This is a genomic window from Mesorhizobium sp. M0227, from assembly GCF_040321855.1.
Classification (GTDB): Bacteria; Pseudomonadota; Alphaproteobacteria; order Rhizobiales; family Rhizobiaceae; genus Mesorhizobium.
This window is the reverse complement of record NZ_JAMYSJ010000011.1, coordinates 94,519-118,504: the sequence shown is the minus strand read 5'-3', so window position 1 is coordinate 118,504 and position 23,986 is coordinate 94,519. Positions and strand designations below refer to the sequence as shown.

30 protein-coding genes and 1 pseudogene are annotated in these 23,986 nt (G+C 57.8%); 21 read left to right on the top strand and 10 right to left on the bottom strand.

Going from position 1 to position 23,986, the window contains the following annotated elements; translation table 11 throughout:
* Positions 1 to 110 precede the first annotated feature (110 nt).
* The 8 genes from NKJ00_RS17495 to NKJ00_RS17460 all read left to right on the top strand — a co-directional run bounded on the left by NKJ00_RS17495 (position 111) and on the right by NKJ00_RS17460 (position 6,729).
* The gene (locus NKJ00_RS17495; RefSeq protein ID WP_127291977.1) at positions 111 to 1,082 is read left to right on the top strand and encodes a LysR family transcriptional regulator; all 972 of its coding nucleotides are present in this window, start codon (positions 111 to 113) and stop codon (positions 1,080 to 1,082) included.
* A complete protein-coding gene (locus NKJ00_RS17490; RefSeq protein ID WP_352442494.1) occupies positions 1,079 to 2,548 on the top strand; it encodes an NAD(P)-binding domain-containing protein in 1,470 nt (489 codons plus the stop codon). The genes NKJ00_RS17495 and NKJ00_RS17490 overlap by 4 nt, the downstream gene beginning before the upstream one ends.
* A gap of 8 nt (positions 2,549 to 2,556) precedes the next feature.
* Positions 2,557 to 3,027, top strand: coding sequence for a CMD domain-containing protein (locus NKJ00_RS17485; RefSeq protein WP_206535270.1), 471 nt, complete (start codon positions 2,557 to 2,559; stop codon positions 3,025 to 3,027).
* A complete protein-coding gene (locus NKJ00_RS17480; protein WP_023809595.1) occupies positions 3,024 to 3,587 on the top strand; it encodes a peroxidase-related enzyme in 564 nt (187 codons plus the stop codon). Before NKJ00_RS17485 ends, NKJ00_RS17480 begins: the two co-directional genes overlap by 4 nt.
* A 56-nt stretch (positions 3,588 to 3,643) precedes the next feature.
* Complete coding sequence (locus tag NKJ00_RS17475; RefSeq protein WP_023809596.1) at positions 3,644 to 4,384, top strand: amino acid ABC transporter ATP-binding protein; 741 nt, start codon at positions 3,644 to 3,646, stop codon at positions 4,382 to 4,384.
* Between the two features lie 24 nt (positions 4,385 to 4,408).
* Entirely contained in the window at positions 4,409 to 5,236 is an 828-nt protein-coding gene (locus NKJ00_RS17470; RefSeq protein WP_023809597.1) for a transporter substrate-binding domain-containing protein, read from the top strand.
* A gap of 66 nt (positions 5,237 to 5,302) precedes the next feature.
* Positions 5,303 to 6,019, top strand: a complete 717-nt coding sequence (locus NKJ00_RS17465) for an amino acid ABC transporter permease (protein ID WP_352442493.1) — start codon at positions 5,303 to 5,305, stop codon at positions 6,017 to 6,019.
* 17 nt (positions 6,020 to 6,036) lie between these two features.
* Positions 6,037 to 6,729 carry an amino acid ABC transporter permease gene (locus tag NKJ00_RS17460; RefSeq protein WP_023809599.1) on the top strand — a complete coding sequence of 231 codons (693 nt, stop codon included), beginning with the start codon at positions 6,037 to 6,039 and terminating at the stop codon, positions 6,727 to 6,729.
* A 487-nt stretch (positions 6,730 to 7,216) separates the two neighbouring features.
* Here NKJ00_RS17460 and NKJ00_RS17455 read toward each other — a convergent pair whose 3' ends face one another.
* Complete coding sequence (locus NKJ00_RS17455) at positions 7,217 to 7,627, bottom strand: helix-turn-helix domain-containing protein (protein WP_352630569.1); 411 nt, start codon at positions 7,625 to 7,627, stop codon at positions 7,217 to 7,219.
* Positions 7,628 to 8,065: 438 nt separating this feature from the next.
* Here NKJ00_RS17455 and NKJ00_RS17450 point away from each other — a divergent pair, with 438 nt between their 5' ends.
* The 6 genes from NKJ00_RS17450 to NKJ00_RS17425 all read left to right on the top strand — a co-directional run bounded on the left by NKJ00_RS17450 (position 8,066) and on the right by NKJ00_RS17425 (position 13,690).
* Positions 8,066 to 8,989: a hypothetical protein gene (locus NKJ00_RS17450; RefSeq protein ID WP_127291972.1), complete on the top strand. Its 924-nt coding sequence runs from the start codon at positions 8,066 to 8,068 to the stop codon at positions 8,987 to 8,989.
* On the top strand, positions 8,986 to 9,363 hold the full coding sequence (locus NKJ00_RS17445; RefSeq protein WP_127291969.1) for a hypothetical protein: 378 nt from the start codon (positions 8,986 to 8,988) through the stop codon (positions 9,361 to 9,363). The genes NKJ00_RS17450 and NKJ00_RS17445 overlap by 4 nt, the downstream gene beginning before the upstream one ends.
* A gap of 301 nt (positions 9,364 to 9,664) precedes the next feature.
* Complete coding sequence (locus NKJ00_RS17440; RefSeq protein WP_352442492.1) at positions 9,665 to 11,044, top strand: site-specific DNA-methyltransferase; 1,380 nt, start codon at positions 9,665 to 9,667, stop codon at positions 11,042 to 11,044.
* A complete protein-coding gene (locus NKJ00_RS17435) occupies positions 11,041 to 11,487 on the top strand; it encodes a DUF5681 domain-containing protein (RefSeq protein WP_127291965.1) in 447 nt (148 codons plus the stop codon). The genes NKJ00_RS17440 and NKJ00_RS17435 overlap by 4 nt, the downstream gene beginning before the upstream one ends.
* The gene (terL, locus tag NKJ00_RS17430) at positions 11,484 to 12,938 is read left to right on the top strand and encodes a phage terminase large subunit (RefSeq protein ID WP_127291963.1); all 1,455 of its coding nucleotides are present in this window, start codon (positions 11,484 to 11,486) and stop codon (positions 12,936 to 12,938) included. Before NKJ00_RS17435 ends, terL begins: the two co-directional genes overlap by 4 nt.
* A gap of 452 nt (positions 12,939 to 13,390) precedes the next feature.
* Positions 13,391 to 13,690, top strand: coding sequence for a hypothetical protein (locus NKJ00_RS17425; protein WP_127291960.1), 300 nt, complete (start codon positions 13,391 to 13,393; stop codon positions 13,688 to 13,690).
* A 95-nt stretch (positions 13,691 to 13,785) separates the two neighbouring features.
* On the opposite strand, the gene NKJ00_RS17420 is transcribed toward NKJ00_RS17425, so the two are convergent.
* Positions 13,786 to 14,136, bottom strand: a complete 351-nt coding sequence (locus tag NKJ00_RS17420) for a response regulator (RefSeq protein WP_245273111.1) — start codon at positions 14,134 to 14,136, stop codon at positions 13,786 to 13,788.
* Positions 14,137 to 14,626: 490 nt separating this feature from the next.
* Between NKJ00_RS17420 and NKJ00_RS17415 the strand changes: the two genes are divergently transcribed.
* Positions 14,627 to 15,373, top strand: a complete 747-nt coding sequence (locus NKJ00_RS17415) for a Crp/Fnr family transcriptional regulator (protein ID WP_023809607.1) — start codon at positions 14,627 to 14,629, stop codon at positions 15,371 to 15,373.
* Between the two features lie 460 nt (positions 15,374 to 15,833).
* On the opposite strand, the gene NKJ00_RS17410 is transcribed toward NKJ00_RS17415, so the two are convergent.
* The 3 genes from NKJ00_RS17410 to NKJ00_RS17400 form a co-directional block, all read right to left on the bottom strand.
* Positions 15,834 to 16,076 carry a DUF982 domain-containing protein gene (locus tag NKJ00_RS17410; RefSeq protein ID WP_352630566.1) on the bottom strand — a complete coding sequence of 81 codons (243 nt, stop codon included), beginning with the start codon at positions 16,074 to 16,076 and terminating at the stop codon, positions 15,834 to 15,836.
* Positions 16,076 to 16,306 carry a hypothetical protein gene (locus NKJ00_RS17405; RefSeq protein WP_023809610.1) on the bottom strand — a complete coding sequence of 77 codons (231 nt, stop codon included), beginning with the start codon at positions 16,304 to 16,306 and terminating at the stop codon, positions 16,076 to 16,078. The genes NKJ00_RS17410 and NKJ00_RS17405 overlap by 1 nt, the downstream gene beginning before the upstream one ends.
* A 270-nt stretch (positions 16,307 to 16,576) precedes the next feature.
* Positions 16,577 to 16,912: a hypothetical protein gene (locus tag NKJ00_RS17400; protein ID WP_352630564.1), complete on the bottom strand. Its 336-nt coding sequence runs from the start codon at positions 16,910 to 16,912 to the stop codon at positions 16,577 to 16,579.
* Positions 16,913 to 17,764: 852 nt separating this feature from the next.
* Between NKJ00_RS17400 and NKJ00_RS17395 the strand changes: the two genes are divergently transcribed.
* Together NKJ00_RS17395 and NKJ00_RS17390 are read left to right on the top strand one after the other, a co-directional pair.
* Entirely contained in the window at positions 17,765 to 18,064 is a 300-nt protein-coding gene (locus NKJ00_RS17395) for a hypothetical protein (protein ID WP_127291957.1), read from the top strand.
* Positions 18,065 to 18,471: 407 nt separating this feature from the next.
* Positions 18,472 to 18,645 carry a hypothetical protein gene (locus NKJ00_RS17390; protein WP_023809614.1) on the top strand — a complete coding sequence of 58 codons (174 nt, stop codon included), beginning with the start codon at positions 18,472 to 18,474 and terminating at the stop codon, positions 18,643 to 18,645.
* 489 nt (positions 18,646 to 19,134) lie between these two features.
* Here NKJ00_RS17390 and NKJ00_RS17385 read toward each other — a convergent pair whose 3' ends face one another.
* Positions 19,135 to 19,323, bottom strand: coding sequence for a DUF3606 domain-containing protein (locus tag NKJ00_RS17385; protein WP_023809615.1), 189 nt, complete (start codon positions 19,321 to 19,323; stop codon positions 19,135 to 19,137).
* A gap of 111 nt (positions 19,324 to 19,434) precedes the next feature.
* On the opposite strand from NKJ00_RS17385, the pseudogene NKJ00_RS17380 reads away from it, so the two are divergent.
* Positions 19,435 to 20,297: pseudogene (locus NKJ00_RS17380) on the top strand (ATP-dependent DNA ligase).
* A complete protein-coding gene (locus tag NKJ00_RS17375) occupies positions 20,297 to 20,524 on the top strand; it encodes a hypothetical protein (RefSeq protein WP_023809616.1) in 228 nt (75 codons plus the stop codon). The pseudogene NKJ00_RS17380 and the gene NKJ00_RS17375 overlap by 1 nt, the downstream one beginning before the upstream one ends.
* Here the strand turns inward: NKJ00_RS17375 and NKJ00_RS17370 are convergent.
* Both NKJ00_RS17370 and NKJ00_RS17365 read right to left on the bottom strand, forming a co-directional pair.
* Positions 20,521 to 20,766 carry a hypothetical protein gene (locus NKJ00_RS17370; RefSeq protein WP_023809617.1) on the bottom strand — a complete coding sequence of 82 codons (246 nt, stop codon included), beginning with the start codon at positions 20,764 to 20,766 and terminating at the stop codon, positions 20,521 to 20,523. The genes NKJ00_RS17375 and NKJ00_RS17370 overlap by 4 nt on opposite strands.
* Before the next feature lie 11 nt (positions 20,767 to 20,777).
* On the bottom strand, positions 20,778 to 21,011 hold the full coding sequence (locus NKJ00_RS17365; protein WP_023809618.1) for a hypothetical protein: 234 nt from the start codon (positions 21,009 to 21,011) through the stop codon (positions 20,778 to 20,780).
* 80 nt (positions 21,012 to 21,091) lie between these two features.
* Here NKJ00_RS17365 and NKJ00_RS17360 point away from each other — a divergent pair, with 80 nt between their 5' ends.
* Complete coding sequence (locus NKJ00_RS17360) at positions 21,092 to 21,811, top strand: SOS response-associated peptidase (RefSeq protein ID WP_023809619.1); 720 nt, start codon at positions 21,092 to 21,094, stop codon at positions 21,809 to 21,811.
* Here the strand turns inward: NKJ00_RS17360 and NKJ00_RS17355 are convergent.
* Positions 21,808 to 21,996 (bottom strand): hypothetical protein, encoded by a 189-nt coding sequence (locus tag NKJ00_RS17355; protein ID WP_023809620.1) that lies wholly within the window; start codon positions 21,994 to 21,996, stop codon positions 21,808 to 21,810. The two genes, NKJ00_RS17360 and NKJ00_RS17355, sit on opposite strands and share 4 nt — an antisense overlap.
* A 167-nt stretch (positions 21,997 to 22,163) precedes the next feature.
* Between NKJ00_RS17355 and NKJ00_RS17350 the strand changes: the two genes are divergently transcribed.
* Complete coding sequence (locus NKJ00_RS17350; RefSeq protein ID WP_245273113.1) at positions 22,164 to 22,349, top strand: hypothetical protein; 186 nt, start codon at positions 22,164 to 22,166, stop codon at positions 22,347 to 22,349.
* Positions 22,350 to 22,955: 606 nt separating this feature from the next.
* On the opposite strand, the gene NKJ00_RS17345 is transcribed toward NKJ00_RS17350, so the two are convergent.
* On the bottom strand, positions 22,956 to 23,678 hold the full coding sequence (locus NKJ00_RS17345; RefSeq protein ID WP_023809623.1) for a Crp/Fnr family transcriptional regulator: 723 nt from the start codon (positions 23,676 to 23,678) through the stop codon (positions 22,956 to 22,958).
* Between the last annotated feature and the right edge of the window lie 308 nt (positions 23,679 to 23,986).

Genomic DNA, 23,986 nt, shown 5'->3' with positions numbered 1-23,986 from the left:
GCTCCGGCTCTGAGCCGGCAAGCGCCGCTGAGAACATTAGTTTCCGCTTGACATATATCAAAAATGAATGAGACGATGTCAATCATACGTATTTCACATGTAGGGAGAATATGGAAACTCGGGACCTTCAGACCTTCCTTGCGGTGGCTGCCAGCGGCAGCATTACCAAGGCGGCTGACATGCTCGGGCGTTCCCAACCTGCGGTGACACGCACCATTCAGGATCTTGAGGGCGAACTTGGCTTCGAATTGCTGCACCGGGTCGGTCGACGGGTGCAGCTATCTGAAGAGGGTGTCGCATTTGAAGAAGAAGCGCGGCGACTGCTGATGTCCTTCACCGAACTCGCGGCGCGGGCCAAGATGATCGCCGCCGGCCGGGGTCGGATCCTGCAGATTGTCACAACCTCCGCGATCGGCACTGGCCTGATCCCGACGGCCATGGCCGAGCTCAAGGGTATCGAGCTTCCGCACGAGACACATCTCGGACAGTTTCTTCCCTCCATCGTGGCCCAGGAAGTGCGCAGCGGTCGTGCCGAGATCGGCTTTTCAAGCCTGCCGCTCGATACACCCGGCCTGGATGTCCTGCGGCTCTATTCGGCGCCCGATGTTGCTGCTGTGCGGGAGGACGATCCGCTGGCAGAACTCGACGTCATACCGCTTTCGGCCTTTGCCGGCCGTCGCGTCGCTACCTTGCTCAACCCGCTGCGTTTCCAACTGCACGTCTCCAAGGCATTGGCCGCCAGGGGTATCGACACCGGGCCAGTGATCCGGACGAATACTGCCTATGGCGCGTTGCAGCTTGTGCGCCGGACCGGCGTTGCCGCTGTCATTGATCCCCTCACCGCCTATGGCGTGGCCTTGCCAGGGGTCGCCATCCGCCCGATTGACGCGACCGTTCTCTTTTATTGGGGGGTTGTGGCTGCCGAAAAACGTCCCCTTCGTCCAGTCGCACAGGCGTTGATGGAGGCGGTCGAAGCGGTGGCTGAACGATCGATAGTCGGCTTCAAGAAACTCGATCCGGCCTTGGCCGGCCAACTGGTGACCGATCCTGCATCCGCCACAAATCACGGAACGGGGATATGAAGCATTCCCCCACCGCGCCAATTTTGACAAGTCTTGCCGCGCTCGAGGCACAGCTGGCGCAGGATCTCGACTTCCTCGAACTGCCTGCCAGGCCATGGGTCCCGGCACGTTCGCACGATGGTGTCCCTGTCCGTGACGTCGTGGTGATCGGCGCCGGCATGTGTGGACTTGCTGCCACGGCAAAGCTGGTGCTGACGGGGATAACCAATGTCGTCGCCTATGACGCGGCTCCGGCAGGGCTCGAAGGGCCGTGGGTAACGTTTGCCCGCATGCAAACGCTCCGGTCGCCGAAAACCCTGCACGGTCCGTCGCTCGGCCTGCCGCAATTGACGTTCCGCGCCTGGTTCACGGCGCAATGGGGCGTTGAGGCCTGGCGGTCGCTGGACAAAATCCCCAAGGGCCAGTGGATGGATTACCTGGTCTGGTACCGCAAGGTCCTGGCTCTGCCATTGCGCAACAGCGTGCGCATGACCGCCGTCGAACCCGTTGGTGATCTGATTGCGATCGATATCGAAGGCGCGGAATCCGGCCGGGTTCTCACCCGTCGTCTGGTTCTGGCCACCGGTCGCTCCGGTCTGGGCGGTATTGCCGTACCCGATTTCCTCAACGGGATCGATCGCGCCTATTGGGCCCATTCTGCCGACGACATCGATTTCGATGCGCTGAAAGGCAAGCGTGTGGCAGTTATCGGCGCCGGTGCCTCTTCCATGGACAATGCTGCGACCGCACTCGAGGCGGGCGCCGGTTCTGTCGACATGTTGATCCGGCGCAAGGAGATGCCGCGCATCAACAAGCTGACCGGCATCGGCAGCCCGGGTGTCGTACTCGGCATGCATGAATTGCCCGATGCCTGGAAGTGGAAGTTCTTCGACTACACCGCCTCCACCCAGACGCCGCCGCCGCGTTCATCCACGCTTCGCGTGTCTCGCCACGCGAATGCCCGGTTCTTTCTCGACTGCGGCATCGTTGCGGTAAGGGAAGATCCGGAGGGCCTGCTGATCGAAACCACACAAGGGCTGATGCGCTACGACTTCCTGATCGCGGCAACCGGTTTTTCAAATGACTTCAACGGCCGCCCGGAATTCGCGGCGATCGCCCCACATATCCGCACCTGGTCGGATGGCCGATATAGGCCGGATATGGGGCCGGGTCGTGCAGGCATGTCGGACGCGCCGGATCTCGGTCCTGCCTTCGAGTTTCGCGAACGCGTCCCCGGCTCCTGCCCGATGCTTGCACATATCCACTGCTTCAACGACGCCGCCATGCTAACGCACGGCAAGGTCTCCGGCGACATCCCGGCCGTCAGCGCCGGTGCCGACCGTCTTGTGCGCGGCATTGCCGCATCGCTGTTTGCCGAGGATGTCGAAACCCACTTCGCCAATCTGATCGCCTACGACACGCCCGAACTTCTGGGCGACGAGTGGGTCGATTCAACACCCTTGTTGCACAAGGAGGCCGCGCTGTGATTGACGCAATGGACAAGGCAGCGGGTCTTTCACCGGACGATGCCCTTTTCGCTGCACGGCGGTTTCGGCCCGAATTCGTGCGAGGGGCCGAGGAATGTCGCCTCTCGGTGCTGCACCCGGCAAACGATCAGGGGCTGGCGCCGAATTTGCGTGTTGCTCTTGCCCGTCGCATGGCCGCCCTGAATGCCGATCCGGTCCTGGTGGCCGAATATGATGTTCAGCTGGATCAGCTTGATCCTACAGAGCAGCTTCTGGCTGTAGCCCAGGGCGAGACGGCTCTGGAAGAACCATTGGCGACTATCGCCCGGCACGCCGACCTGGTCACGGTGACGCCAAAAAAGGCCGAGGCGAGCGACATCGCCCTGCTCGCCCAGGCCGGATTGAGCAATCCTCAGATCGTCGCGCTCTCCGAACTGATTGCCTTCGTCAACTTCCAGACGCGGGTAGCGACCGGCTTGCGATTGATGAGGTCGGCATGATTTCCTCGGTGCGCCTGAAGCCGCTGAACTGGCAGCCATACATCGCGCCGGTCAAGCTATCCGAAGCCACGCCGGAACAGCTTGAAGCGATGAAGGTTACGCCTTCGGCCAAGAAAGTTTCGGAATATGTGCGCACCCTTGCGCATGACCCAGAGAGCTATCTTGCCCGCACGGTTCTGTTCAACGCAATCATGTATGTCGAAGGCGGGCTCGCCCGTCCCGACCGCGAACTTGGCGCATTGGGGGCCTCGATCGTCAATGGCTGCAAATTCTGTGCCGTTGTCCACGCCCGCCGGCATGCGGAGTTGACCAAGAGCGACCAAGTGGTCACCGCACTTTATCTCGACAAACCTGAAGCGCTCGGCCAACGCGATGCGGCAATCTACAGCTTTGCCCGCCGCCTGTCGGCGGCGCCGTCGGAAGCGACGGCAGACGACATCGCCGCGCTTCGATCAGTTGGCATGGATGACCGCGAGATCATCGATCTGATCCACGCCATATCGATCTTCGGCTGGGCAAACCGGCTGATGCACGTTCTCGGCCATGCGGAGAGCGGGTGATGATGTCGCATGCGGTCAAGGCACTCCGTCCCACACTGTGAAGGGCACCAACCAGAATGCTTGAACTCAAAGATATAAAGCTGTCCTACGGAAGCACGCAGGTTCTGAACGGCGTCAATCTCTCGGTAAAGCGGGGTGACGTGGTGTCGATCATCGGCCCCAGCGGCACCGGCAAGACCACGTTGCTGAAATGCATCAACTACCTTGCCAAGCCGTCCTCAGGAACCATCGCGTTCGATCAGATTCGGATGGATTACCAGCGTGCCGACAAGACCGCTGTCCAGGCGATCCGGTTGCGAACGGCGATGGTCTTTCAGCAATTCAACGTCTTCAAGAACATGACGGTCCTGCAGAACGTGATGGATCCCCTGGTGATCGTGCAGCGCAAGTCCGCAGATGAGGCGCGGGAGATCGCCTTGCGGGAGCTCGAGCGGGTCGGCCTCACCCCGAAGCGAGATAGCTATCCCTCCCAACTGTCGGGCGGCCAGCTCCAGCGCACCGGCATCGCGCGCGCCCTGGCGGTTCGCCCCGACGTGATACTCTTCGATGAGCCTACGTCATCGCTGGATCCCGAGCTCGTCGGTGAAGTTCTAAAGGTGATCAAGGATGTCACCTCGTCAGGGATCACTTCGCTGCTTGTGACCCACGAGATGCAATTCGCAAAGAACATCTCCAACCGGATTGTCTTCATGGATCGTGGCGTGGTTGCCGCCGATGGCAGCCCGGCTGAAATCTTCGATGCACCTTCCAGCCCGCGACTTGCCCAATTCCTGCAGTCGGAACTCGCTTTTCAATAGCTCAACAAGAAGGGAACCTAAGAAATGTCTGCAATCACATCCAGTTTTTCTCGCCGCTATGCCCTGGCCATCGCTGGCGGCATCGCAATTGCCCTTGCAACAGCGGGGATCAGCCATGGCCAGACCGTTCGGACGATCAAGATCGCCACCTCTGCCGAATCCAAGCCGCTGGCATGGGGCGCGATCGGCGTCGAGCCGCAAGGCTATGAGCCCGATCTTCTGAAGGCGATCAACGCAAAGCTGCCGCAGTATAAGTTCGAAATGGAAGGCGTCTCCGACATTGCCCAGGAAACCGGCCTCGCCACGGGCAAGTACGACATCGCGGTCGGTGGCTACTACAAGTCGCCCGAACGCTCCAAGCAGTTCCTCATTCCGGAAAATCCCATGGGCGCCAGCCTGATGAAGATTTACAGCAAGAAAGACAGCGGCATTAAGGAAATGAAAGACCTGGTCGGCAAGAGGATCGTTCCGACCACGGCCGGCGGTGGAACCTACAAGTTCATCATGAATTGGCAGAAAGAAAACCCGGAATACAAGCTCGATGTCACGGCATCGAGTGCCGGTATCCCCTACCCGAACCGGCTGGACGAAGTTCAGAACGGCAAGTTCGACGCTCTCGTCCTGCCGTCGAATCTCGGTGAGCAGACCGTCATCGAGCAAAAGAAACTCGATATCGTGGCGTCCGAGCCAGTGTTCAGCAACAACACCTACATGCTGATCCACCGATCTGACGAGAACAAGGTTCTGGCCGACGATGTGAACAAGGTTCTCAAGGAATTGAAAGACGACGGCACGATCGAAAAGCTCTCGCAGAAGTGGTTCGGCGAGGGCATCGTCCAGTACATGAAATAGCACGGCCGTCGGCGACCATATTCGCTAGTCAGCGGCAAGGCTGAATTGCAAGAAGGAGCGTTCAAAGTGGATGTATCTGCTATGATTCCCGAGTTGCTCTCGGCACTGCCGCTGACGCTCGCCATCACGTTTACAGCCCTCATTTCCGGGTTCTGCCTGGCTCTCATCGCGACAACCCTCCGGGTCCGCAGGGTGCCAGTCATCAGTCACCTGGTGGACCTCTACGTGTCCTATGCCCGGAGCGTTCCTGTCGTACTGCAGTTGTTCGTCGCGTTTTATGGGCTTCCGCTGTTGGTGATCCTGTTCGGCGCCAAAGATTTTATTTCGGCGACGATGGCTGCCATGGTGGGGTTGAGCCTCTACCACGGCGGCTATCTGTCGGAAGTCATGCGGCCTGCATACCTGGCCGTCGATCGCGGCCAGCACGATGCGGCCGACAGCCTTGGATATACGTTCCGACAGAAAATTACTCGCGTCGTCGGCCCGCAAGCGGTGCACTTCGCTTTGCCGGGCTATGGGAACTCCGTCATCTACCTGATCCATAACGTTGCGCTGGTCATGTACATCGGGGCGGCCGACATCATGGCGACTGCGCATCTGATCATGGAGCGAGACTACAACCAATTCCAGTTCGAAACCTATCTCGTCCTGGCGGTCATCTATTCGCTGATGTGCCTGGTCGCATGGCTCATCGTGCGCTTCTTCGAGCTTCGATCACCGATGCAAGCGCCTGAGGCGACGCCAACAACCCCGATCAAGAACCAGCTCCTCGCGAGCGTCTGACGTAAGGGTATTCAACCATGTTTGATACCGATATTTTGCTCCAGGACACGCAGGAAATTCTGAGTGCCGTACCCGTGACGATTGGAATGGCGCTCATGATTTTCGTCCTGTCGACGATAGTCGGCAGCATATTCGCACTTATCGAATACAGACGGGTACCGGTGCTGCGAGAGCTCATCATGACTTACAAGATCGTCTTCAAGGGCGTTCCGATGGTCATCGTTATTTTCCTCGCCTATTTCGGTCTGCCGCCCGCATTCCAGTTCCTGTTCTCATTGCTTGGTATCAACTTCAACGCCCACGAAACCCCCAATTGGGTCATCCTTGTAGTTGCGATTACCGGCTGTGTCGCCGCGTTCCAATCGGAGATTATCAAGGGAGCCCTGAATGCATTCGACACCGGTCAGTCGGACGCAGCCCATTCGCTGGGCTATACGGGCGGCCAACTGTTCCGACGTATCCTATTTCCCCAGGTGGCCCTCACGGCAATTCCTGACCTGACGACTTCGATGATGGTCATCATGAAGGCCCTTTCTCTCGGATTCGCCATCGAGGTTGTCGATATCTTCGCCCAGTCCCAGTTGACCGCCGCGCTGAACTACTACTACCTCGAAGCCTTCGTGATTGCCGTCGTGATCTATATGGTGATTGCCTATATCGTCACACAGATTGCCGACAGGCTGGAGCAGGCGCTGAGGGTGCGGACATGAGGTGGATGTGGGATAGAATCGTCAAGCTTCGGATATCGAGCCGTACCTTGGAGGCAATTCTGTTGGCCATGAAAAGCCCGAGGAGAAGCCCAAGTAGCCGATGTATGTATCGATAATTTTGAGTGCCTGCCGGTCGACCCCATGCCGCCTGGAGCGTGGGCAAATAGACTGAGCTTGCATGCCGACTTGCATTCTCTATCGGCAGCTGCAGATGACACATATTTGTTGAGGTGGGTTCTCCCCCGTCTGGAGGGCTTCCCCTTAGCGGGCGCCGGGCTTTGGACGACAACGAGCCCGCCCGCAGTCTAAAGTATGATTGCGATCAGCGTCGCCCTTACGATCTTGCGCGTGACGCTAATGACATCGACAGCGCCGATAAATTGGGTGTCAACGCCAACCGCAGCCACGCGCCAAAGATTCCCCCAACCCTTGCTACCCAAAATCCCGTGTAGAACATCGGGCGCTGGCACCAGGCCCGTTGTCAACGTCAGCCCAACTGCCTCAGCGCCTTGACCTGCTCCACCGCAACTTTGATAAGCCGAGGTGTCAGTTGGCGCGCCGTCTCGAGGAGCTCGGCCTCAAGTTCCGCCCGCTCGCGCGAAAGCGGGCGTGTCTTTTCCAGACCATCAAAAAAGTCCATCAATGGCATCTTGAGGATGCGCGCTAACTCGGCAAGCGTCTCAATGCTGGGTAGCTGTTTGCCGCGTTCGATATTGGAAATGCTCTCAGGGGTGCGCCCAACACGGTCAGCCAACACTTCCTGGCTCAGCTTCGCCCCGCGCCGCGCAGCCTGAAGTCGCGCACCTATAGCCTGCTTTAAAGAGTCGCTCATACTTGAAGCGTGACTTCGGCATTTCTCGTTGACAACGAAGTCAGCTTCAGCATTGGTCATCATCATGAAGTTTACTTCAAGTCACGTCAGAAACATCACCGAACCAGCGGTGACCGCGTCCAGTGTGAAGCCGGCACATCCTTTCAGAAAGAGCGTCATACCCGAATGAGTGCATTGCTCCTATCATCCCTGCAAGACATTGCCACGCCGCTGCGTCGACACCCTCTGGTGCGCAATGCACCGAGCGTCGGAGAGTCTCCCACCAGCGTCTCAGCGCCGGCTTATGACGAGCGCTGGCTTCGCGATCTTCTATTTCGACATCCCGAACTCATCGTCGCCGACCGCGATCACGGCCTTGGAGATATCGTTCCCCTATGCTGCGAACTCCCTCTGCCTCGCGCGGGCGGGACAGTATTTGCGGACCTCCTGGGCGTTAGCAGAAGTGGCCGGCTGGTCGTCATCGAGTGCAAGCTTTGGCGAAATCCCCAAGCACGACGAGAAGTGTTGGCGCAGATCCTCGAATATGCCGCTTTGCTACGACACTGGAGTTTTGGCGATCTATCCTCGACCTTGAGGCGCAAGCTGACCTTGGTTGATCCCAACCCGATCTTCGCCGCGGCGAAGCTTCGGTGGCCAGACCTGGAAGAAGCTCCGTTCGTCGATGCGGTAACACGATCGCTAAGACTCGGAGATTTTCAGCTCATCATTGCCGGTGACGGCATCCGATCGGACACTCACGCGATTGCCGAGCACCTCAACGCGCAGGGCGGCGGACTAGCCCAACTCGCGCTACTTGAAATCCAGATTTGGCAAACGACTTCTGGAAATATTATCGTTATGCCTACGGTGCCGCTGCGGACCGAAGTCCTGCAGCAGAGAGTTTTGGTCGACCTCGCCGGTATGCCGCTCTATTTGGAAACGCCAGAACCTATCAGCGCCCCGCCCGCTGACACCATGGAGAATGTTGTCGATCCCGACCGAGTAAACCGGCGGGGCATCAACCGTGCATTCTGGCAGCGGTTCATTGATGAGGTACAGTTCGACCACGCAGACCAACTGGCACCACGCCACGGCGGCGACAATTGGGTGAGAGTTCCCCTGCCCGACCCGCTAGGATGGCTGACTGCCTTTCGGTCGACTGGCAGCAGAGCCGAAGTCGGCCTGTTCCTGACCTTCCGCGAAGAGGATGGTCAGGCTCTCTTTGATGAATTCCACAACGACATTGCAGAATTGCGCGGAGAAACCGGCCTTGATTTGGTCGCGCGGCTGAAATCGGACAGGCCATTTCATGCGGAGTTGGGCGTGTTTAGGCCAAGGTCAGACTTCGCAGACGAAGGCCAGCAGCTCGACTGGCTCTGCCATGCGGCTAATCGCTTTGTTTCGTTGATCCGCCCAAGGCTCAGCCTGATGGCGGAGGCTGCCGAATGACAAGGCTGCTCAAATGGGAACGGCTGGCCCTGGAGGGCGACTTCTCAACCATGCCCGCGCCCCTTAAGTGGGATCAATCCGGCCGCTTCGCCCATTTCCTCAACGGGTACGAGGTCGCCGGAGGAATGGACGCTCTAGCCGGCCTTGCCATCGCAATGTCGGGGCAAGCTCGCAAGACGGGCAAATGGCAAGGCAGCGCGCTCGACCTTTGGCTCAGCCTGTTCTTCCAGCAACGCGCCCATCGCCATACCGGATCAGAAGACAATGACCCAATTCTCGACGAACTGTGTGAAGCGCTTCGTGTGGCTCTCAATCAACTGACGCCGGAAGAGGCCAAGGCATTGGCTCTGCGGCTCAAACAGGAGGCCCTTTAGCTCAGCATTTTGCGAATCAGCTTGCGACGCTGAGGTCGCTGAAAAAGCATGTATTGGCTCGGCTTAGATATAGGCCAACAAAATATTTTGTCGGCCTTCGGCATCACTTTTGCCGAGCGACAAAATATTTTGTTGCAATCTCAAGTCGTGATAACACAAAGAAAAATGCATTTAGTTCAAGTTTCGTTCGATGGATCCGAAGATTTGGTATTTTGCGCCAAGTCAATGGTCGCTATTCTCTGGGTAATTCTCAGGAACATACCGATGTCGGTCGTTCCTGGGCTGGCATTCAGAGGATCTCATGGCCACCAACATCACCACAGTTTCGATCCACGCACTCACCCCTTACCGCAACAACGCTCGCACCCATTCCAAGAAACAAATCCGACAAATTGCCGACAGCATCGAAAAATTCGGCTTCACCAATCCGGTCCTGGTCGACGAGAAGAACAACGTCCTTGCCGGCCATGGCCGACTCTCAGCAGCGCGCCTGCTGGGATGGAAGAACGTTCCAACCCTCTCGATCAACCATCTCAGTGAGGCGCAGAAGCGCGCTTACATCCTCGCCGATAATCGGATCGCCGAGAAGGCCGGCTGGGACAAGCAGATCCTGGCCATCGAGTTGCAGGCGCTGGTCGATCTCGACTTCGATGTGAGCCTCACCGGCTTCGACATCCCAGAGGTCGATCTGATCATCAGCGAGTTCTCGCCGGACAATCAGGATGATGAAGCCGAAGGGGACGAAGCGGAACATCTGGAGCAATCGGCGGGGCCAGCAGTAACACGGCCTGGCGATCTATTCCTACTTGGCGATCATCGACTGCTTTGCGGCAACGCGCTTTCGGCAGAGCATTTCGATATGCTGATGCAGGGCGAGAAGGCATCCGTCTGTTTTACAGACCCGCCCTACAATGTTCCGATCGGCGGACACGTCAGTGGTCTTGGCAAGACAAGCCACCGGGAATTTGCAATGGCATCCGGCGAGATGTCCGACGATGAGTTCGCAAGGTTCCTGGAACAGTCGTTCTCACTGATTGCTGGGTCGAGCAAGCCGGGCGCTATCGCCTTCGTGTGCATGGATTGGCGTCATATCGCAGAGACCACATTGGCGGGTAAACAGACGTTCGGCGATCTGCTCAATCTGTGCGTCTGGAATAAGACTAATGCCGGCATGGGCAGCCTCTACCGCTCTCAGCACGAGCTGGTGCTGGTGTTCAAAAACGGGAAAGAGCCGCATCGCAACAACGTCGAACTCGGCAAACACGGACGTCACCGCAGCAATGTCTGGACCTACCGCGGCGCCAACAGCTTTGGCACGACGCGGATGGAAGAGCTCGAAGCCCATCCGACCGTCAAACCTGTCGCTCTGGTTGCCGACGCACTGCTGGACGTCAGCCGCCGCGGCGACGTCGTGCTGGACCCATTTGGCGGCTCGGGGACCACGCTACTCGCGTCGCACAAGACAGGGCGCCATGCACGCCTTATCGAGATCGATCCTCACTATTGCGATCTGATCATCCGCCGCTTCGAAAGGCATACGGGCAAGCAGGCAACGCTCGCCACCACGGGCGAGACGTTCGAGGAACTGTGCGAGCAGCGTGGAAGCCTCGAATCTTCCGACGCACGCGCCAAAACAGCGTCCGCGACCCCGGCGCCTGAAACTGTGGGAGGCCTGCTGTGACACGGAGAAAGAAACCTGCCGACTACTCGATAGGCTACGGCAAGCCTCCAACTGAAACCCGGTTCCAGAAAGGAATGTCAGGCAATCCGAAAGGGCGACCGAAAGGCAAAAAAAACATGAACACTATTGTACGTGAGACGCTCTTTGGGCCGATCCAAATCCAGCAGAATGGCAGGACGACGACGGTGACGGCACTCGAGGCCATCCTCCTCAAAATGCGCAACAATGCGCTTTCAGGCGATTTCCGGTCGGCGGCCCATGCTCTTCAGCTCGCATCCCGTTGTGCCGAACTTGAGGAAAGCCGGCAACCCGATGCAGAGGTCGACGTGTTCGATCCGCAAACAATGGTCGACATGATGCGGGATTATCTCGACCACAAGGACTCGCCAGAGAATGATACCGAGACCCGTTCCAAGACCGGCGACGAGGGAGACGAGGAATGAACGCTCCACTCCCCCTACCGGGCCGACCATCCTCCTCGCCCGTTGCACCGACTGCCCTTCAGCTGCTGTTGGGCGCGGCCCGCGATGACTTGGCGACCTTCGTGGCGCTGGCTTTCTCCGCTGTCGATCCAGGTGCCAAGTATTTGCCCAACTGGCACATCCGAGCGATTGCGCATCAGCTCGAGCGCGTCTCAGCGGGCAAGTGCAAGCGCTTGATCATTACGATGCCACCGCGATCGTTGAAGTCGGTCACCAGCTCGGTCGCGTTCCCGGCATGGATTCTTGGCCGCGATCCGTCGAAGAAAATGATCTGCGTCTCTTATGCTCAACCTCTTGCGGTCAAGCACGCCAACGACTTTCGAACAGTCGTCAACACCGCCTGGTACCGGTCGATGTTTCCGACCTTCAAGGTTAGCCCGCGCAAGAACACTGAAAATGAGCTGCAGACCACGCTCGGCGGTGGGCGCCTGGCGACCTCGACCGGTGGTCAGCTAACCGGCCGCGGTGGCGACATCATCATTATCGATGACCCCTTGAAGGCAGATGAAGCGCATTCGGAATCGGCTCGCAATAGGTGCGCCGACTGGGTTCGCACGACATTGATGTCGCGCTTCGACAATCCCGCTGCCGGTGCCGTCGTCCTTGTCATGCAAAGATTGCATGTCGACGACCTGGCAGGCGTGCTTCTGGAGACTGGCGGCTGGGAGCATTTGAACCTGTCGGCGATTGCCGAGCAGGACGAACGCGTCCAGACAAGTGTAAATCGCTGGCACGATCGCAAGTTTGGCGACTTGCTCCACCCCGCGCGTCTGGGACACGCGGAACTGGACGGTCTAAAGCGCCTATTAGGATCGCTCAACTTTTCCGCGCAGTACCAACAATCCCCTGCCCCACCGGACGGCAACATGGTCAAGAGGGTGTGGTTTCGCGACTACGATCCGCATCAGTTCGACCGTCGGTCGATGACCATCGTTCAAAGCTGGGACACCGCCCTTAAGGGCGACCCCTCCAGCGATTACTCCGTCGGAACGACATGGGCCAAGGATGACAACAACTATTATCTCCTTGATCTCGTGCGCGTCAGGGCAGCTTATCCAGACCTCATCAAGTCCGTCAAAAACTCCCTTTTGGAGCACGACCCTGACATCATCCTCATTGAAGATGCCGGCTCTGGCTCAAGCCTCATCGCCGACTTGGAAAGCCAAGACATCAGCACGACGCCGGTAAAAGCCAGAACCGACAAGGAAAGTCGGCTGTCACGCGTTGCCGCGATGATCGAAAACGGCAACGTCAATCTTCCGAAAGACGCACATTGGAGAGATGACTTCCTGCTTGAGGTGCTCGCATTTCCGCATGGCAGGCACGACGACCAAGTCGATTCCATGACGCAGGCGCTGATCTGGATGAAAGACGACAAGCCTACGGGAAGGTTCTATATCGGCAAATTTTGAAGTCCTGCTCCAAAATCTGGGCGCTTTCGCGAAATGTCAGCTTTGCGCCCACATAACGACGTTGAGCAGAACCCGGCCGCATCCGAGGAGCGGACATTAAAGTGAACGGACGATGTAGCACGCCGATGCCGCTAGACGATCCGAGATACTGAGGTTGTCGGCTCAATGATCGCAGCTTGTAGCAGAGCGCGAAAGGCTACGGTCAGGACAGCCGCCGCGATCTGCACCCGGAGGGTTCGTTGCCATTGTTTTCGGGCGCCCACACCATCAGTTACGACCTTCGAAGCGTTCGGGGTTTTGAGACGCCCGCAACGCCGCCGTCGATTTTCTGTATTTCAAACCGAGACAAAACCCGAAATGTACGTCCTTAACCATTCATTGACTCGCGCCCCTTGCAATCTCTAAATCGGTTCTGAGGGAACGTTCTTGCACGTTGCGTTTTGAGGCGCTTGATGTTGAACCGACTCGATCACCCAAACCTTTCCCCCGATGATTTGCAGACCTGCAAACGGGTCTTCGAGCGGCTTTGTTCCGAGCGAAATTTCGACCATACGAGCGAAGAAGCAGAGCACATCGCTCCGGCGGTGATCCGTCACTTTCAAGAAGGCCACATGGACGAAGGCGATCTTTGGCTTGCCGTTCGAATGTGCCGCACATTTCGGGAGGCCTTGGCAATGCATCGCAGTGTCGGTCGGCTGGCCTACTATCAGGGCGCCCGACCTGGCTCGGATTTGCTGAACAGCCTGGCATAGACTTCGAGTTGGCCATGAAAGCTACGGCCGTACCGATACGCCTGACCGACGCGGCTGCGCGAAGACCCTATGACTAACCAGCTACCACCTCGCAGCTATTCTGAGGCAGGTAGCTGCTTCACGCTCTCTTGATTGAGGAGAGTTGCCAGCCCGATAATGATCTGCGGCATAACAAACGGCTTGGTGATCATCAGGCTGTTGGGCACTCCAAGCGACGGCCAGTCGTCCGCGCCATCGCCGCTCATGTATATCACTGGCATAGTGGGATTGACGGTTCGGAGGTGTCTGGCCACATCCCACCCGGTTCGGCCGTCTCCAAGCCTGATATCTGTGAGCAGAGCCGCAACTCGCTCCGGCTCACGATCAAAAATTGCAATGGCTTCAAGGCCCTTTGAGACGGGAATCACCTCAAACCCGGCCTCCCGGAGGGAGCTTTCGATGTCCAAGAGAATGATGCTTTCATCTCCACAACCAGTACGGAAACCGACGGCATTGAAAGGTATGCCTCCCTGAGTATTCCTCGGCAATTCAACGGCCGCAGGCCCGAAAATGCTCCTTAGACAATAACATATGTTAATGCGGCGAAAGCGGGCTGGGACTCGGAGGGCGCAGCCGAAAGGGAGGAGCCTCACGCAAAACAGTCATTTAGATAGGAACTTATAAACATATGTTATAGTTTGGAGGGTTCTGAGTGGTAGGTCATAGGGGAGCACGATTTGAGGTCTGACTCGAGCGTCGCCTTGTCCCAAGGCTTATCGGAGAGACAGACATCACAGAGGCGCAAGCCCTGGAGTTGATATCGCTTCTAGGAGCGAATTGGTCCTCCCTGATGCGGGAGGCCAAAGGCATCAAGCACAATCTAAGGTCACCAACCATGCCGCCCTCGAGAACATTAGCGCCCCCAGCAAGTTAGGGCCAACCCCAAACAGGTTCTTGATGGCACAGGCTCCCTCTTCGAACATTTTAATCCGCAAGCTCCAGACCATCTCGGAACTCGCACCGTCAGATATTGCGCTCTTGGGGAACATCTCGATTCAGGAGAAGGAATATCATGCCAACGAAGACATTCTGCGCGAGGGCGACAAACCGACCCTTTCCTTCGTCGTTCTGGACGGCTTGATAGGCTCGACCAAACTAACCGGCGACGGCAAGCGTCAGATTTCCTCCTTTTTTGTTCCGGGCGACATTCCCGACCTGCATGGTTTGCATTTGTCGGTCATGGATTCCACTTTCACACCTTTCATGCCGACGCGGGTGGGCTTCATGCGGCATGACGCTCTTCACGATATTTGCGACCAGCACCCTTCGATAACGAGAGTGTTTTGGCGCTCGACGGTGATCGATGCGGCGATTTATCGAGAGTGGGTCACCAACGTCGGGAGACGCGACGCCTATGCTCGTATGGCTCACCTTCTTTGCGAACTGATAGTCCGCCTGCACTCCGTGGGCCGCATTGAGGATCGTGTGGCCCACCTTCCGATCACGCAGGCTGCACTTGGCGACGCACTTGGGCTTTCCACCGTGCACGTGAACCGGGTGCTTCAGGAACTTAGACGCGACGGTCTGATATCCACCGTTGGCTCGCGTTTTCATGCGACCGACTGGGCAGGGCTCGTCCGCGCTGCAGATTTTGACTCTACCTATCTGCACCAAAGGGCTGCGCAAACAGGTGCCGATTTCTGAGCCTGCTGGCTCGCTCATAATCCGTTCAGCCAAGCCCTTCGCGATCCGCCGGTCACAGCTTGACGAACCCGACCGCAGACATAAAATAGCGACGGCATGACTTCTCAAAGATACGACCTCAGGAAGGAGCCCGACGAAACCTGGACGGTGTTTGACGTGTTCACTGGGCAGCCAGCAGACGCGTGGGGCGCTCCGGCGGAGTATCTTGACGAGGAGTATTCCCGCGATCTCGTCAGCGTTCTGAATCTTGTCGACCTGAAGCGAAGGGCCGCCCCAGGTAACCTCTAAGTACGACTGCCTAGGAGCGCCTGATAGCGTCGAAATTCCGCAAAGTCACCGTTCTGCGGGCGCCACCTGACATGGTGGAGAGGCTGAGCGGGCCGTGCTAAGGGCGAACCCGAAGCCTTAAAGGCGCTGGTCAATTCGCCGCCGCCATAGCTACCAGACCCGCATAACGTTGTTAATCCGGCAGCAGCATCTCCTCTTGGTCGGCCGCAGCCTCGAACAGTAGCCGGAAGTCACCAATCGGCATTCTGCCATCCATCGCAGACAGACATGCCTCCGCCGCCGACCGCCACTTTGGGCCACGGTTGGACCACTTCAATAGTTCCTCGGCGGCAGTGCCGATACGGCTGATCCCAAGGCGGAATCCCGGTCGGTCGGTTTTGACGTAGACAGGCGGGTTGAACCAACGATGGGGCATCAGGGTTCGCGCACGTCGAACGCGACGAATAGCTGCCAAATGGAGGCTGTATTGACGATCATTTCGACTAGTTGGCAGTCGGTTTCACGAAGGTCACGGCCGCGCTCGCGCACCAATGCAATGGTCGCCTTCACGGAAATTATGTCGCCCGGTAGATAGCCCAACAGGGCCTCGCGAACCAGCTCCTTGGCCGCTAGCTGCGCAGGCCAAACAGGTGCTTGAATGTCCATCCCATCCTCCCAGAGAGACAGAACCTCAATGACCCATTCTGTGGTGCACTTTCCGAAAAAGGCAAGGGCCGGAAACGTACAAAGCAGGTTCTGAAGGGCGCCAATCCCTTAGATCTGCGCCTTGCGCTTGAGGGCATTGCTGGGCGCTCTTGATCGTGCCGGCACACGTGCGGAGGGTCGGCATTTCGTATCTCCTAGCGGTTTGTTCGGCCCTGTGAGAGCCTGGGCCACTGGTCGGATTGAGGGTCGTGCCGGTGATCTGCCAAACATTTACCCGGACGGAGAATGCTCCCCTTCGAGATGTGTAATCCGAAAGATCGTCGGGTTACGGTCGCAAAGCGCGCCGCCAAACTGCGCCCCACAAGCGTTCGCACTCTCTTGCCCTAGACTCGGGGTGCCCGGTTCGCCATAGAAGATCATGGCTCCGCGAACATCGTATCCAAGCACCGAAGCGTTGGCCACCAACTGAATGGCCATACCCAAGGTGATGGGACCGATTTTGGCCTCAGTTTTAGTGGAGAGGTCGACCACACCAAACACTTCCGCATTGACGCCTCTGCCAGCCAAAACGGCCGTCGAGATCGCATTATTCGCGGAAAGAAGCATTCGATTAGTCGCCCGTTGAAACGGCTCTACCAACTCTCAAAGGCAAGGTTTGCTCCCGATCACCCGACCTATCGCAGGTGGGGCGCCTTCGGCTGCAACAATCAACTGAATCAGGCGGCATCTCTCATTTCTGCGTCGTTGACGGGAAACTCCTGGAAAGACAGGCCACTCCGTCGAGCCCAATTCCGCTCAACATCGAGGAGTTCATTCTCACCAGTCAAGCCGTTCATAAACAGTCTGAGTACGTGTGCAGCTATGCGCTCACCGTCCTGCGAAGCAACACGTACACCGCGCTCTTTGCAGACCGTCCGACAAACATGGGCAAGCACCATAATATCGCTCGGCTCCAAAAACCGACCTGGATATAACATACCGTCCTCCCTGGGAAAGCTACATTGAGCTTCTGATTACATAGGGTCACCGGCAGCCACAATTAACTATGATAGTCGTTTACTCGACTCTGCAGAAATTTGAGCTGCCCACCAAAACGCATCGGGCATAGCGCCACTACGGCACCGAGGTACGGGCTATTCAGGACACGCGAGGTGCCTCCGAGCTTAGAATTTTAGGCAAGCTTCGCTTCTTCGCGTGAGAGATCCACCATAATCCGCAGGCAGTGCACTGTGAACTCTCCCCCGAAAGACCGATAGCAGCGGCGCAATTGTGTGGATCCGCGCTGTTTAGCCCATTCACTCGACGATGTTCAGGACGCTCGTTCTATGACAGCGACGCGCTTGGCCTCCCCTCATCGCTCCGCAAGCGGGGCGGGCGCCTTGATTAGTCATTTTTCTGGGAACCGTCGTTTCGCAGCGAAGTTCGGTACCGAAGGGACGTTCCGAGATGGAGTTGATCATGAAACAGGTTCTTTTCGCTTCAGCCATTATGGCACTGTCAACTGGCCTCGCCTTTGCGCAATCGACCACCACGACCACAGGCGGATCGTCGAGCTCGACAACCAAGACAATGCCGAGCACTACGACCGATCAGGGGACGGATTCGACCACCACGAGTGGAACGAACTCGAACTCCGCCAAGGACTGCGCTCCGGGTCAACAAACTGGTAGCGCCAAGCAGGCCGCGCCAGGTCAACAGGATACCGATGCTAACTCGGCTGCTCCTGGCCAGGTGAAGAAGACCACGGAAGGCTGCTGACCTGACCTGTCCCAGGTTGATGCATAGCGGTCGATTCTCAGGATGTCGCCGCATTGGAAAAACCCGTCGTGCTAGGCCGGCACGGCGGGTTGATAGCAGGACTATAGTCTTGCATTTCGCAGCGAAGGTCCAAGCTGTGCCAGTTGGTTCTCTGCTTGTCCAACGGCCGTTCCATTACATTAGTTAGTCGACATATATGTTATCGCCGCCTGCAATCTGTGCCATGTTGGTTCACCCTAGTGGCACCTGTTTTGCATCGCCCGCGACAGCAGGGGAAAACCAACACCCCAGCGAGTCCCGTTATCCCTGGGACGGCCTGCCGCTGCCGTGAATGGGGCGGCGGGCTTTTTTCTTATTCGATGAAACGAACGGTCATGCCGTGAGTTGGCTTCCCAAAGGAGGAGCCGATGAAAAAGGAAGGCGATGGGCGTGTAGACAAAGGCAATCAGCAACTGCTTGCCCGTCGTTTGTCTGAAGAAGTCGGCATTTCAGAACCTGAGGCGCGCGCTCTGATCAAGCTTATCGGCACGGACTGGAATTCGCTGCTTCGTGAAGCCCGATTCTTGAAGGAGCGTCATTAGAAGTCCGCCGCCTATTGGGGCGCCGGCGGCGGACCTGTTAAGCGGCTACATCCTTGGGAATCGACCGCTCGTAGGGTTAATGTGCCACTTGGAGGCCAGTTCCATGTAATTGCACAGCGGCAAGAGCATGCGACTTCCGCTTTATCCGGCATAGGCCATCAGGCGTAATTGTAGCGACGCCATTGTCTAGTATCATATGGGGCCTGGTCATTAGGCCCACCCTCGTGCCCAGCATGGTCGGCACGGTCACTCACTCGATCCTTCGGCTGCTTGATCGTGCCGACTACTGCCGACGTCTGCTACTGCCGGTGGAAAGAGCCGGTTCCAAGGGCTGGTGCCCTGGCAATTCATGCCAAGCGACTTGGCGTAGGTCGCGCATGTCGACCTGCTGGCCGCACGTGGGGCAGGTGTAGAAATTCTCCCGCTCGTCGGCTGGCTCGCCGCCGTGCTGCCTGCCGGGGATGGGTGGTCCAAGGTCGGATAGCTTGGTCATCTACTGCCCAGCGCTTTTGCTTCTCGTTCTAGCGTCTCACGGTCGTTGCCGTGCTTTTTGATAAGTTCACGCACCTCGGGGATCGTAAGCTGAAACTTGCTGGCGAGATAACCGACCTCATATTCTTCGTCGCCTGATACCCGGTCGCGGTCGCGGAAATCACGCTTGCTTTTGTCGTCGGCCATTGGTGTTGCTCCTAGAGGTTGTTGATCCGCAACGCGCACCGGGTCGCATTGTTCATCCTTCTTGGAACTATTTTAGCTAAAGCTGATTGAATCGCGGGTGTGGGTCAGTTGATGCGTTTGAAGTTCATCAAGCCGATGGAGCCGGAGCTTGTCGATAACCCGCCAGAGGGTGACGACTGGATTCACGAGATAAAGTTCGACGGCTATCGCACGCAGATCATCAAGGACGAAGACGGCATCCGAGTGCTGACGAGGAGAGGGTACGACTGGACTGCACGCTACCAGATCCTTGCCGACCAAGCCGCCGCGATTGAAGCCGACGACTTCATCATTGAGGGTGAAGCCATCGTGGTTGATGAGGCTGGACGCTCCGATTTCCATGCGCTGCAGTCGGCGGTCAGCAGCCGCGAGACCTATCAGGACTATTATCTCGTCGCCTTCGATTTGCTGCACCTAAACGGCACGACCTCCGCAGCATGCCGCTCGAGGATCGGCGCGAGATCCTGCAGGGAATGATCGAGGCCGGCGGCCGCATCCAATTCAGCGAGGCGATGCCCGGCACGGGCGACGCGGTTTACTACCTTGCCGACCAGACTGGACAAGAAGGCATCGTCTCGAAGCGCCGGGACAGTCTCTATCGCAGCGGCCCGACGATGAACTGGCGCAAAATCAAGTGCTACGATGAAAAGGAGATGGACATCATCGGCGTTCAGCGTGATCCGGGCCAGGCGGCAAGGGTTCTTATGGCTGACAACGGCCGCTATCTCGGCACCGCCAACGTCAATTTCAAATTCGACAAACGCAAGCGCCTCTGGGACCGCGTGCAGGGCAAGGTGGGCGGCCCTGTGCCGAAAGGCCTGAAGAGAGACAAGGCGGAATGGCTGAAGCCGGGTCTTGTCGGCCGCGTGAAGTTCCTGAAAGGTGAGGAGCAACTACGCCACGCGAAGCTGCTCGATTACCGGGAGGAGGAATAATGGCGGTCGCCAAGAAAGATCAGGAGCGCATCACCTATGCCTGGATGTATGGCTCCCAAGCGCGCAAGGACGGTAAGGAGCGCTCAGTGCCGGAGTATTGGGAAGAACAGGCCGACGCTTGGCTGCAGGGTTTTGATGACCATCCTTTGGCCGACGCCGGCAAGGTCAAGCCTGTCAGTGAGCAGATGGAAGCGGAAGTCGATGAGGCCGGCGTCAGCGAGCATTAGAGCGGCTTGCCGGCGCGCATCATGGCCCGCGCAATCGCGAGCTGCGTTTCCGTCCTGGCGTTCTCTTTCTGCGTCATGTTGTCGGCGGCGATGAGCCGTTTCAATGCCCGCAATATCTCGCCCCGCGTCCATCCCGCCTCTATCATGCAATCGACAATCGCCTGAAATCCGGGCTCCATTGCCTCCTGGCAGTCAATTGCCCGGTCCTGATATTCGTCCTGTCTCCTGGGTGGATTGATCATGCGCTGCATTCTCAGTTGGCGGGGCCTTTGGGCATCGTCTCGGACGTAGTTCCGTCGAGAAGATCGAGAAACGAGTGCATCGCCTTCACCATCATCCGCGCACCGTTTTCGTTTAATGTGAAGGATCGCTTCCCCTCATCAGTCAACAGCCCGACCAGGCAGACCTTGGGATTGTCGCGGTCGTCGATATCGATTGTGACGCCCGATACCCCTGGCAGCATCACGTCCTTTTGCTTCTTAGGCATCACTACGACAGCCTTGACTCGTTCTCACTCTGTTCCCATTTTGGGCAGGCCTCGATCCTTGTCAATGAGACGACCCTAAAATGTGTGGACGCGTTTTCGTAAAATCGACAATCCCGGACATGGTGCGGCGCTTCGAGTTCGCGCACCCCGGCGACATCGAGCGCTTGGGCAACGGGTTCCCGATCTGGAACGGTGCGCCCAGCCTGACCTATCCAATCATTAGCCGCGAAGAGCTTTCCACGAGCATGGCCGGTTTCGTTTCTGCGAAGTGGGGACTTGTTCCCGGCTGGGCGCGCGATGGCGGCGGCCGTCCGCCGCCTGTCAATGCGCGCTACGAGACCATTGCCAGCAATGGCATGTTCCGAAAGGCATATGCCGCGCGCCGCTGCCTGGTGCCTGTCGACGGCTATTTCGAATGGCAAAAGCTCGACCCTTCGGGCAAGAAAAAACAGGCTTACGCTATCGCCATGAAGGATGACGATCCTTTTGCCATGGCTGGAATCTGGGAAGAATATGCCGACAAGGCGACCGGCGAGTTGATCCGGACCTTCGCTGTCGCCACCTGCGAGCCAAATACGTTGATGGCGACGATCCATGATCGCATGCCGGTTATTCTGGCGCCGGCCGATTACATGCGCTGGCTCGGGCCGGAAACAGATCCTCGCGACCTCATGAAGCCCTATCCATCCGACCTCATGAAGATGTGGCCGATCGACAGCAAGGTCGGGAAACCAAGCAACAACACGCCCGACATCATCGACGAGATCGGTTTGGGGCCGACCGATTTGTTCGACGTCTAGAGATACTGATCGCCGTCGCCGCGGTGCTCATAGCAGAACCAATGTGATTCCCTGCGCGGCCGGGCAAAGCCCCAGCCGGCGACCTTGCCACAACCGTTACGCTCACATGTGTGGCCAAGCACCTTCACGTGGTCGCGCTGTGCCGGCGTCATGCCTTCGGCTAGTCTCGCTGGTTCGTCGCTCATGGCAGAAAGATTCCACAGTCAGACTTGACGGGCAAGGAAAATGTTCCTTTTCTGTTCTCATGGCACACGAACCGATCGACACGCTGGGCAAAGCGACCCGGCACAACATGCTTGTGAAAGCGGAATGCAGCTGCGGCAATGTCCGCTACTGCCGATCGGCCGACCTGATGATGGTCTACGGCGGCGGCGTCGATCCGCAGACGCTGAAGTTCAATTGCAGCCGGTGCCAACCTCAGATCAAGATCACGCTGCTGGAGGTGCATCCAGAGCACTTGCCGAAGCGTCTGCTGATCCACAAACCGATGAAGATCGACGGCAAGATCACCTGGCATACCGAGCGCTTCAAAGGATGACGAAGACCCTCGCCGATACGTTGGCCGCGCGCGAATGCCTCTATGTAAATTGCGGGCATGCTATGTGCTGCAAGTCCATCAAGCTCGACATCTATGCGCTGATAGATCGCCTCGGGCCAGATCACGGATCGATGCACTGGGACCTGGTCGGGCTTTTTGGCTGCTCGGATTGCAAGGCTGCGGGTCGCGACCATCGACCGGTGTTCTTCACATGTATTCCCGATTACGAGGGTCAGCAACGGAAGCGCAATCGCGAATGGGAGCCGACTTTCGATGGTGAGTAACAGGTAGCCGCGCGGCAGGGCATGGGAGCGTACCGGCAGCATGTGGAGTTGTTGGGCTGTGCGGCGCTGGCCAAGCAGACATCAGGTCCGCCGCCTAACACACACATGGCCATTCTTCCAGGCGCAGTTAAGGTGTGGTCCCGGAAGCCAAGGCCTGTGTGTGCGTCCGTCGGCCATTCCCTACGGTTGGGTAGAGTCATTGTGCTTGGCAATTTTCTCCAAGAGCTTACGTGAGGCTTCGAGGATAAGGCGTGTTACGGCGACTCGTCGGCAGGCTAGCCGCTGTGCTGGTCGGATAGCTTCGTCATGGCTATTTAGTGGTTTACGTCCGGCATGCGATGGTCTTAACGAGCAGTACGTATTCGGCCTCTGGCTTGCCGTAGGTGCCATTTGAGCAGGCCGCAAGGCCGCTGCGGTCCCTAATACGCACTTCGCCCCGCCGAGAATAGATGAGCCCGCGTCCTTCCAGCATTTGAAGCCCAACGGTAACTCCTGGCCGTCTTGCTCCAAGCATGACGGCGAGAAACTCATGGGTGATCGCAAGGCGTTCGCCGTGGATCCGATCGTCACACATCAGAAGCCAACGCGCCAAACGCTCTTCAAGGTTTGATTTGGCGTTGATCAGGGCCGTATAGCTGGTCTGAATGTGGAAGTAGTGGACATAGCGTAACAGGAACAGGCGCAATGTTGGGCTGTTCGCAAGAGCATCCTTGAAGGGCTCGGTTCCGATCCGGAAAGCGCTACCGGGCGACTGAACGTAACATTCATGCGGGGCATAGTCAGCGCCCATCACGAGCGCGGCACCGGTCATTCCCTCAAAACCGACAAGTCCAACCTCGGCCTCCTTGCCTGAAGCCGTCGCGACCACAGAAGCGATGCCGTCCTCCAGGAAGTAAACCGTCTCGATCTCTGAATCGGCTTTCTCTAAGGTCATCTTCAGCTTGAGGGCACACGGCTCAAGATGTGGCTGCAAAAGCGCCAGGTCACCAGGGTTAAGCCGACGCAGCAATTCGTTTTTATAGGAATCGTTCTGTGGATTGGTCATAGCTCAATCCCACTTGGGGCAAGAGCTTTCCAATCTCCTTGCCGTCCGCGCCCGTAAACACGTGCAGACGATTTGGCGAACTTACGCCCTCTGGCGCGCGATTGACAGTGAAATGCAAACTGATGCACGGCGTCCCCTCAGCCGCGGAATTACAAAACAGGGTGTACAAATTTAAAGGGTTGGAATCGTACAGAACTCTGCTTCGTACGAATCCAACAATTTGCGATAGCGGCCAACGAGCCGGCTTGATGTGCACCGGGAAGGAAGCAACTCTGGGGCGGCCTCGGTTTTGGCGGCACGATCAACTG

Excerpts from the sequence above, each read along its gene's own strand:
- NKJ00_RS17495 (WP_127291977.1), top strand. The coding sequence starts at position 111 with ATGGAAACTCGGGACCTTCAGACCTTCCTTGCGGTGGCTGCCAGCGGC.
- NKJ00_RS17490 (WP_352442494.1), top strand. The coding sequence starts at position 1,079 with ATGAAGCATTCCCCCACCGCGCCAATTTTGACAAGTCTTGCCGCGCTC.
- NKJ00_RS17485 (WP_206535270.1), top strand. The coding sequence starts at position 2,557 with ATGGACAAGGCAGCGGGTCTTTCACCGGACGATGCCCTTTTCGCTGCA.
- NKJ00_RS17480 (WP_023809595.1), top strand. The coding sequence starts at position 3,024 with ATGATTTCCTCGGTGCGCCTGAAGCCGCTGAACTGGCAGCCATACATC.
- NKJ00_RS17475 (WP_023809596.1), top strand. The coding sequence starts at position 3,644 with ATGCTTGAACTCAAAGATATAAAGCTGTCCTACGGAAGCACGCAGGTT.
- NKJ00_RS17470 (WP_023809597.1), top strand. The coding sequence starts at position 4,409 with ATGTCTGCAATCACATCCAGTTTTTCTCGCCGCTATGCCCTGGCCATC.
- NKJ00_RS17460 (WP_023809599.1), top strand. The coding sequence starts at position 6,037 with ATGTTTGATACCGATATTTTGCTCCAGGACACGCAGGAAATTCTGAGT.
- NKJ00_RS17455 (WP_352630569.1), bottom strand. The coding sequence starts at position 7,627 with ATGATGATGACCAATGCTGAAGCTGACTTCGTTGTCAACGAGAAATGC.
- NKJ00_RS17445 (WP_127291969.1), top strand. The coding sequence starts at position 8,986 with ATGACAAGGCTGCTCAAATGGGAACGGCTGGCCCTGGAGGGCGACTTC.
- NKJ00_RS17440 (WP_352442492.1), top strand. The coding sequence starts at position 9,665 with ATGGCCACCAACATCACCACAGTTTCGATCCACGCACTCACCCCTTAC.
- terL (WP_127291963.1), top strand. The coding sequence starts at position 11,484 with ATGAACGCTCCACTCCCCCTACCGGGCCGACCATCCTCCTCGCCCGTT.
- NKJ00_RS17425 (WP_127291960.1), top strand. The coding sequence starts at position 13,391 with ATGTTGAACCGACTCGATCACCCAAACCTTTCCCCCGATGATTTGCAG.
- NKJ00_RS17415 (WP_023809607.1), top strand. The coding sequence starts at position 14,627 with ATGGCACAGGCTCCCTCTTCGAACATTTTAATCCGCAAGCTCCAGACC.
- NKJ00_RS17410 (WP_352630566.1), bottom strand. The coding sequence starts at position 16,076 with ATGCCCCATCGTTGGTTCAACCCGCCTGTCTACGTCAAAACCGACCGA.
- NKJ00_RS17405 (WP_023809610.1), bottom strand. The coding sequence starts at position 16,306 with ATGGACATTCAAGCACCTGTTTGGCCTGCGCAGCTAGCGGCCAAGGAG.
- NKJ00_RS17400 (WP_352630564.1), bottom strand. The coding sequence starts at position 16,912 with ATGCTTCTTTCCGCGAATAATGCGATCTCGACGGCCGTTTTGGCTGGC.
- NKJ00_RS17395 (WP_127291957.1), top strand. The coding sequence starts at position 17,765 with ATGAAACAGGTTCTTTTCGCTTCAGCCATTATGGCACTGTCAACTGGC.
- NKJ00_RS17390 (WP_023809614.1), top strand. The coding sequence starts at position 18,472 with ATGAAAAAGGAAGGCGATGGGCGTGTAGACAAAGGCAATCAGCAACTG.
- NKJ00_RS17385 (WP_023809615.1), bottom strand. The coding sequence starts at position 19,323 with ATGGCCGACGACAAAAGCAAGCGTGATTTCCGCGACCGCGACCGGGTA.
- NKJ00_RS17375 (WP_023809616.1), top strand. The coding sequence starts at position 20,297 with ATGGCGGTCGCCAAGAAAGATCAGGAGCGCATCACCTATGCCTGGATG.
- NKJ00_RS17370 (WP_023809617.1), bottom strand. The coding sequence starts at position 20,766 with ATGATCAATCCACCCAGGAGACAGGACGAATATCAGGACCGGGCAATT.
- NKJ00_RS17365 (WP_023809618.1), bottom strand. The coding sequence starts at position 21,011 with ATGCCTAAGAAGCAAAAGGACGTGATGCTGCCAGGGGTATCGGGCGTC.
- NKJ00_RS17360 (WP_023809619.1), top strand. The coding sequence starts at position 21,092 with ATGTGTGGACGCGTTTTCGTAAAATCGACAATCCCGGACATGGTGCGG.
- NKJ00_RS17355 (WP_023809620.1), bottom strand. The coding sequence starts at position 21,996 with ATGAGCGACGAACCAGCGAGACTAGCCGAAGGCATGACGCCGGCACAG.
- NKJ00_RS17350 (WP_245273113.1), top strand. The coding sequence starts at position 22,164 with ATGATGGTCTACGGCGGCGGCGTCGATCCGCAGACGCTGAAGTTCAAT.
- NKJ00_RS17345 (WP_023809623.1), bottom strand. The coding sequence starts at position 23,678 with ATGACCAATCCACAGAACGATTCCTATAAAAACGAATTGCTGCGTCGG.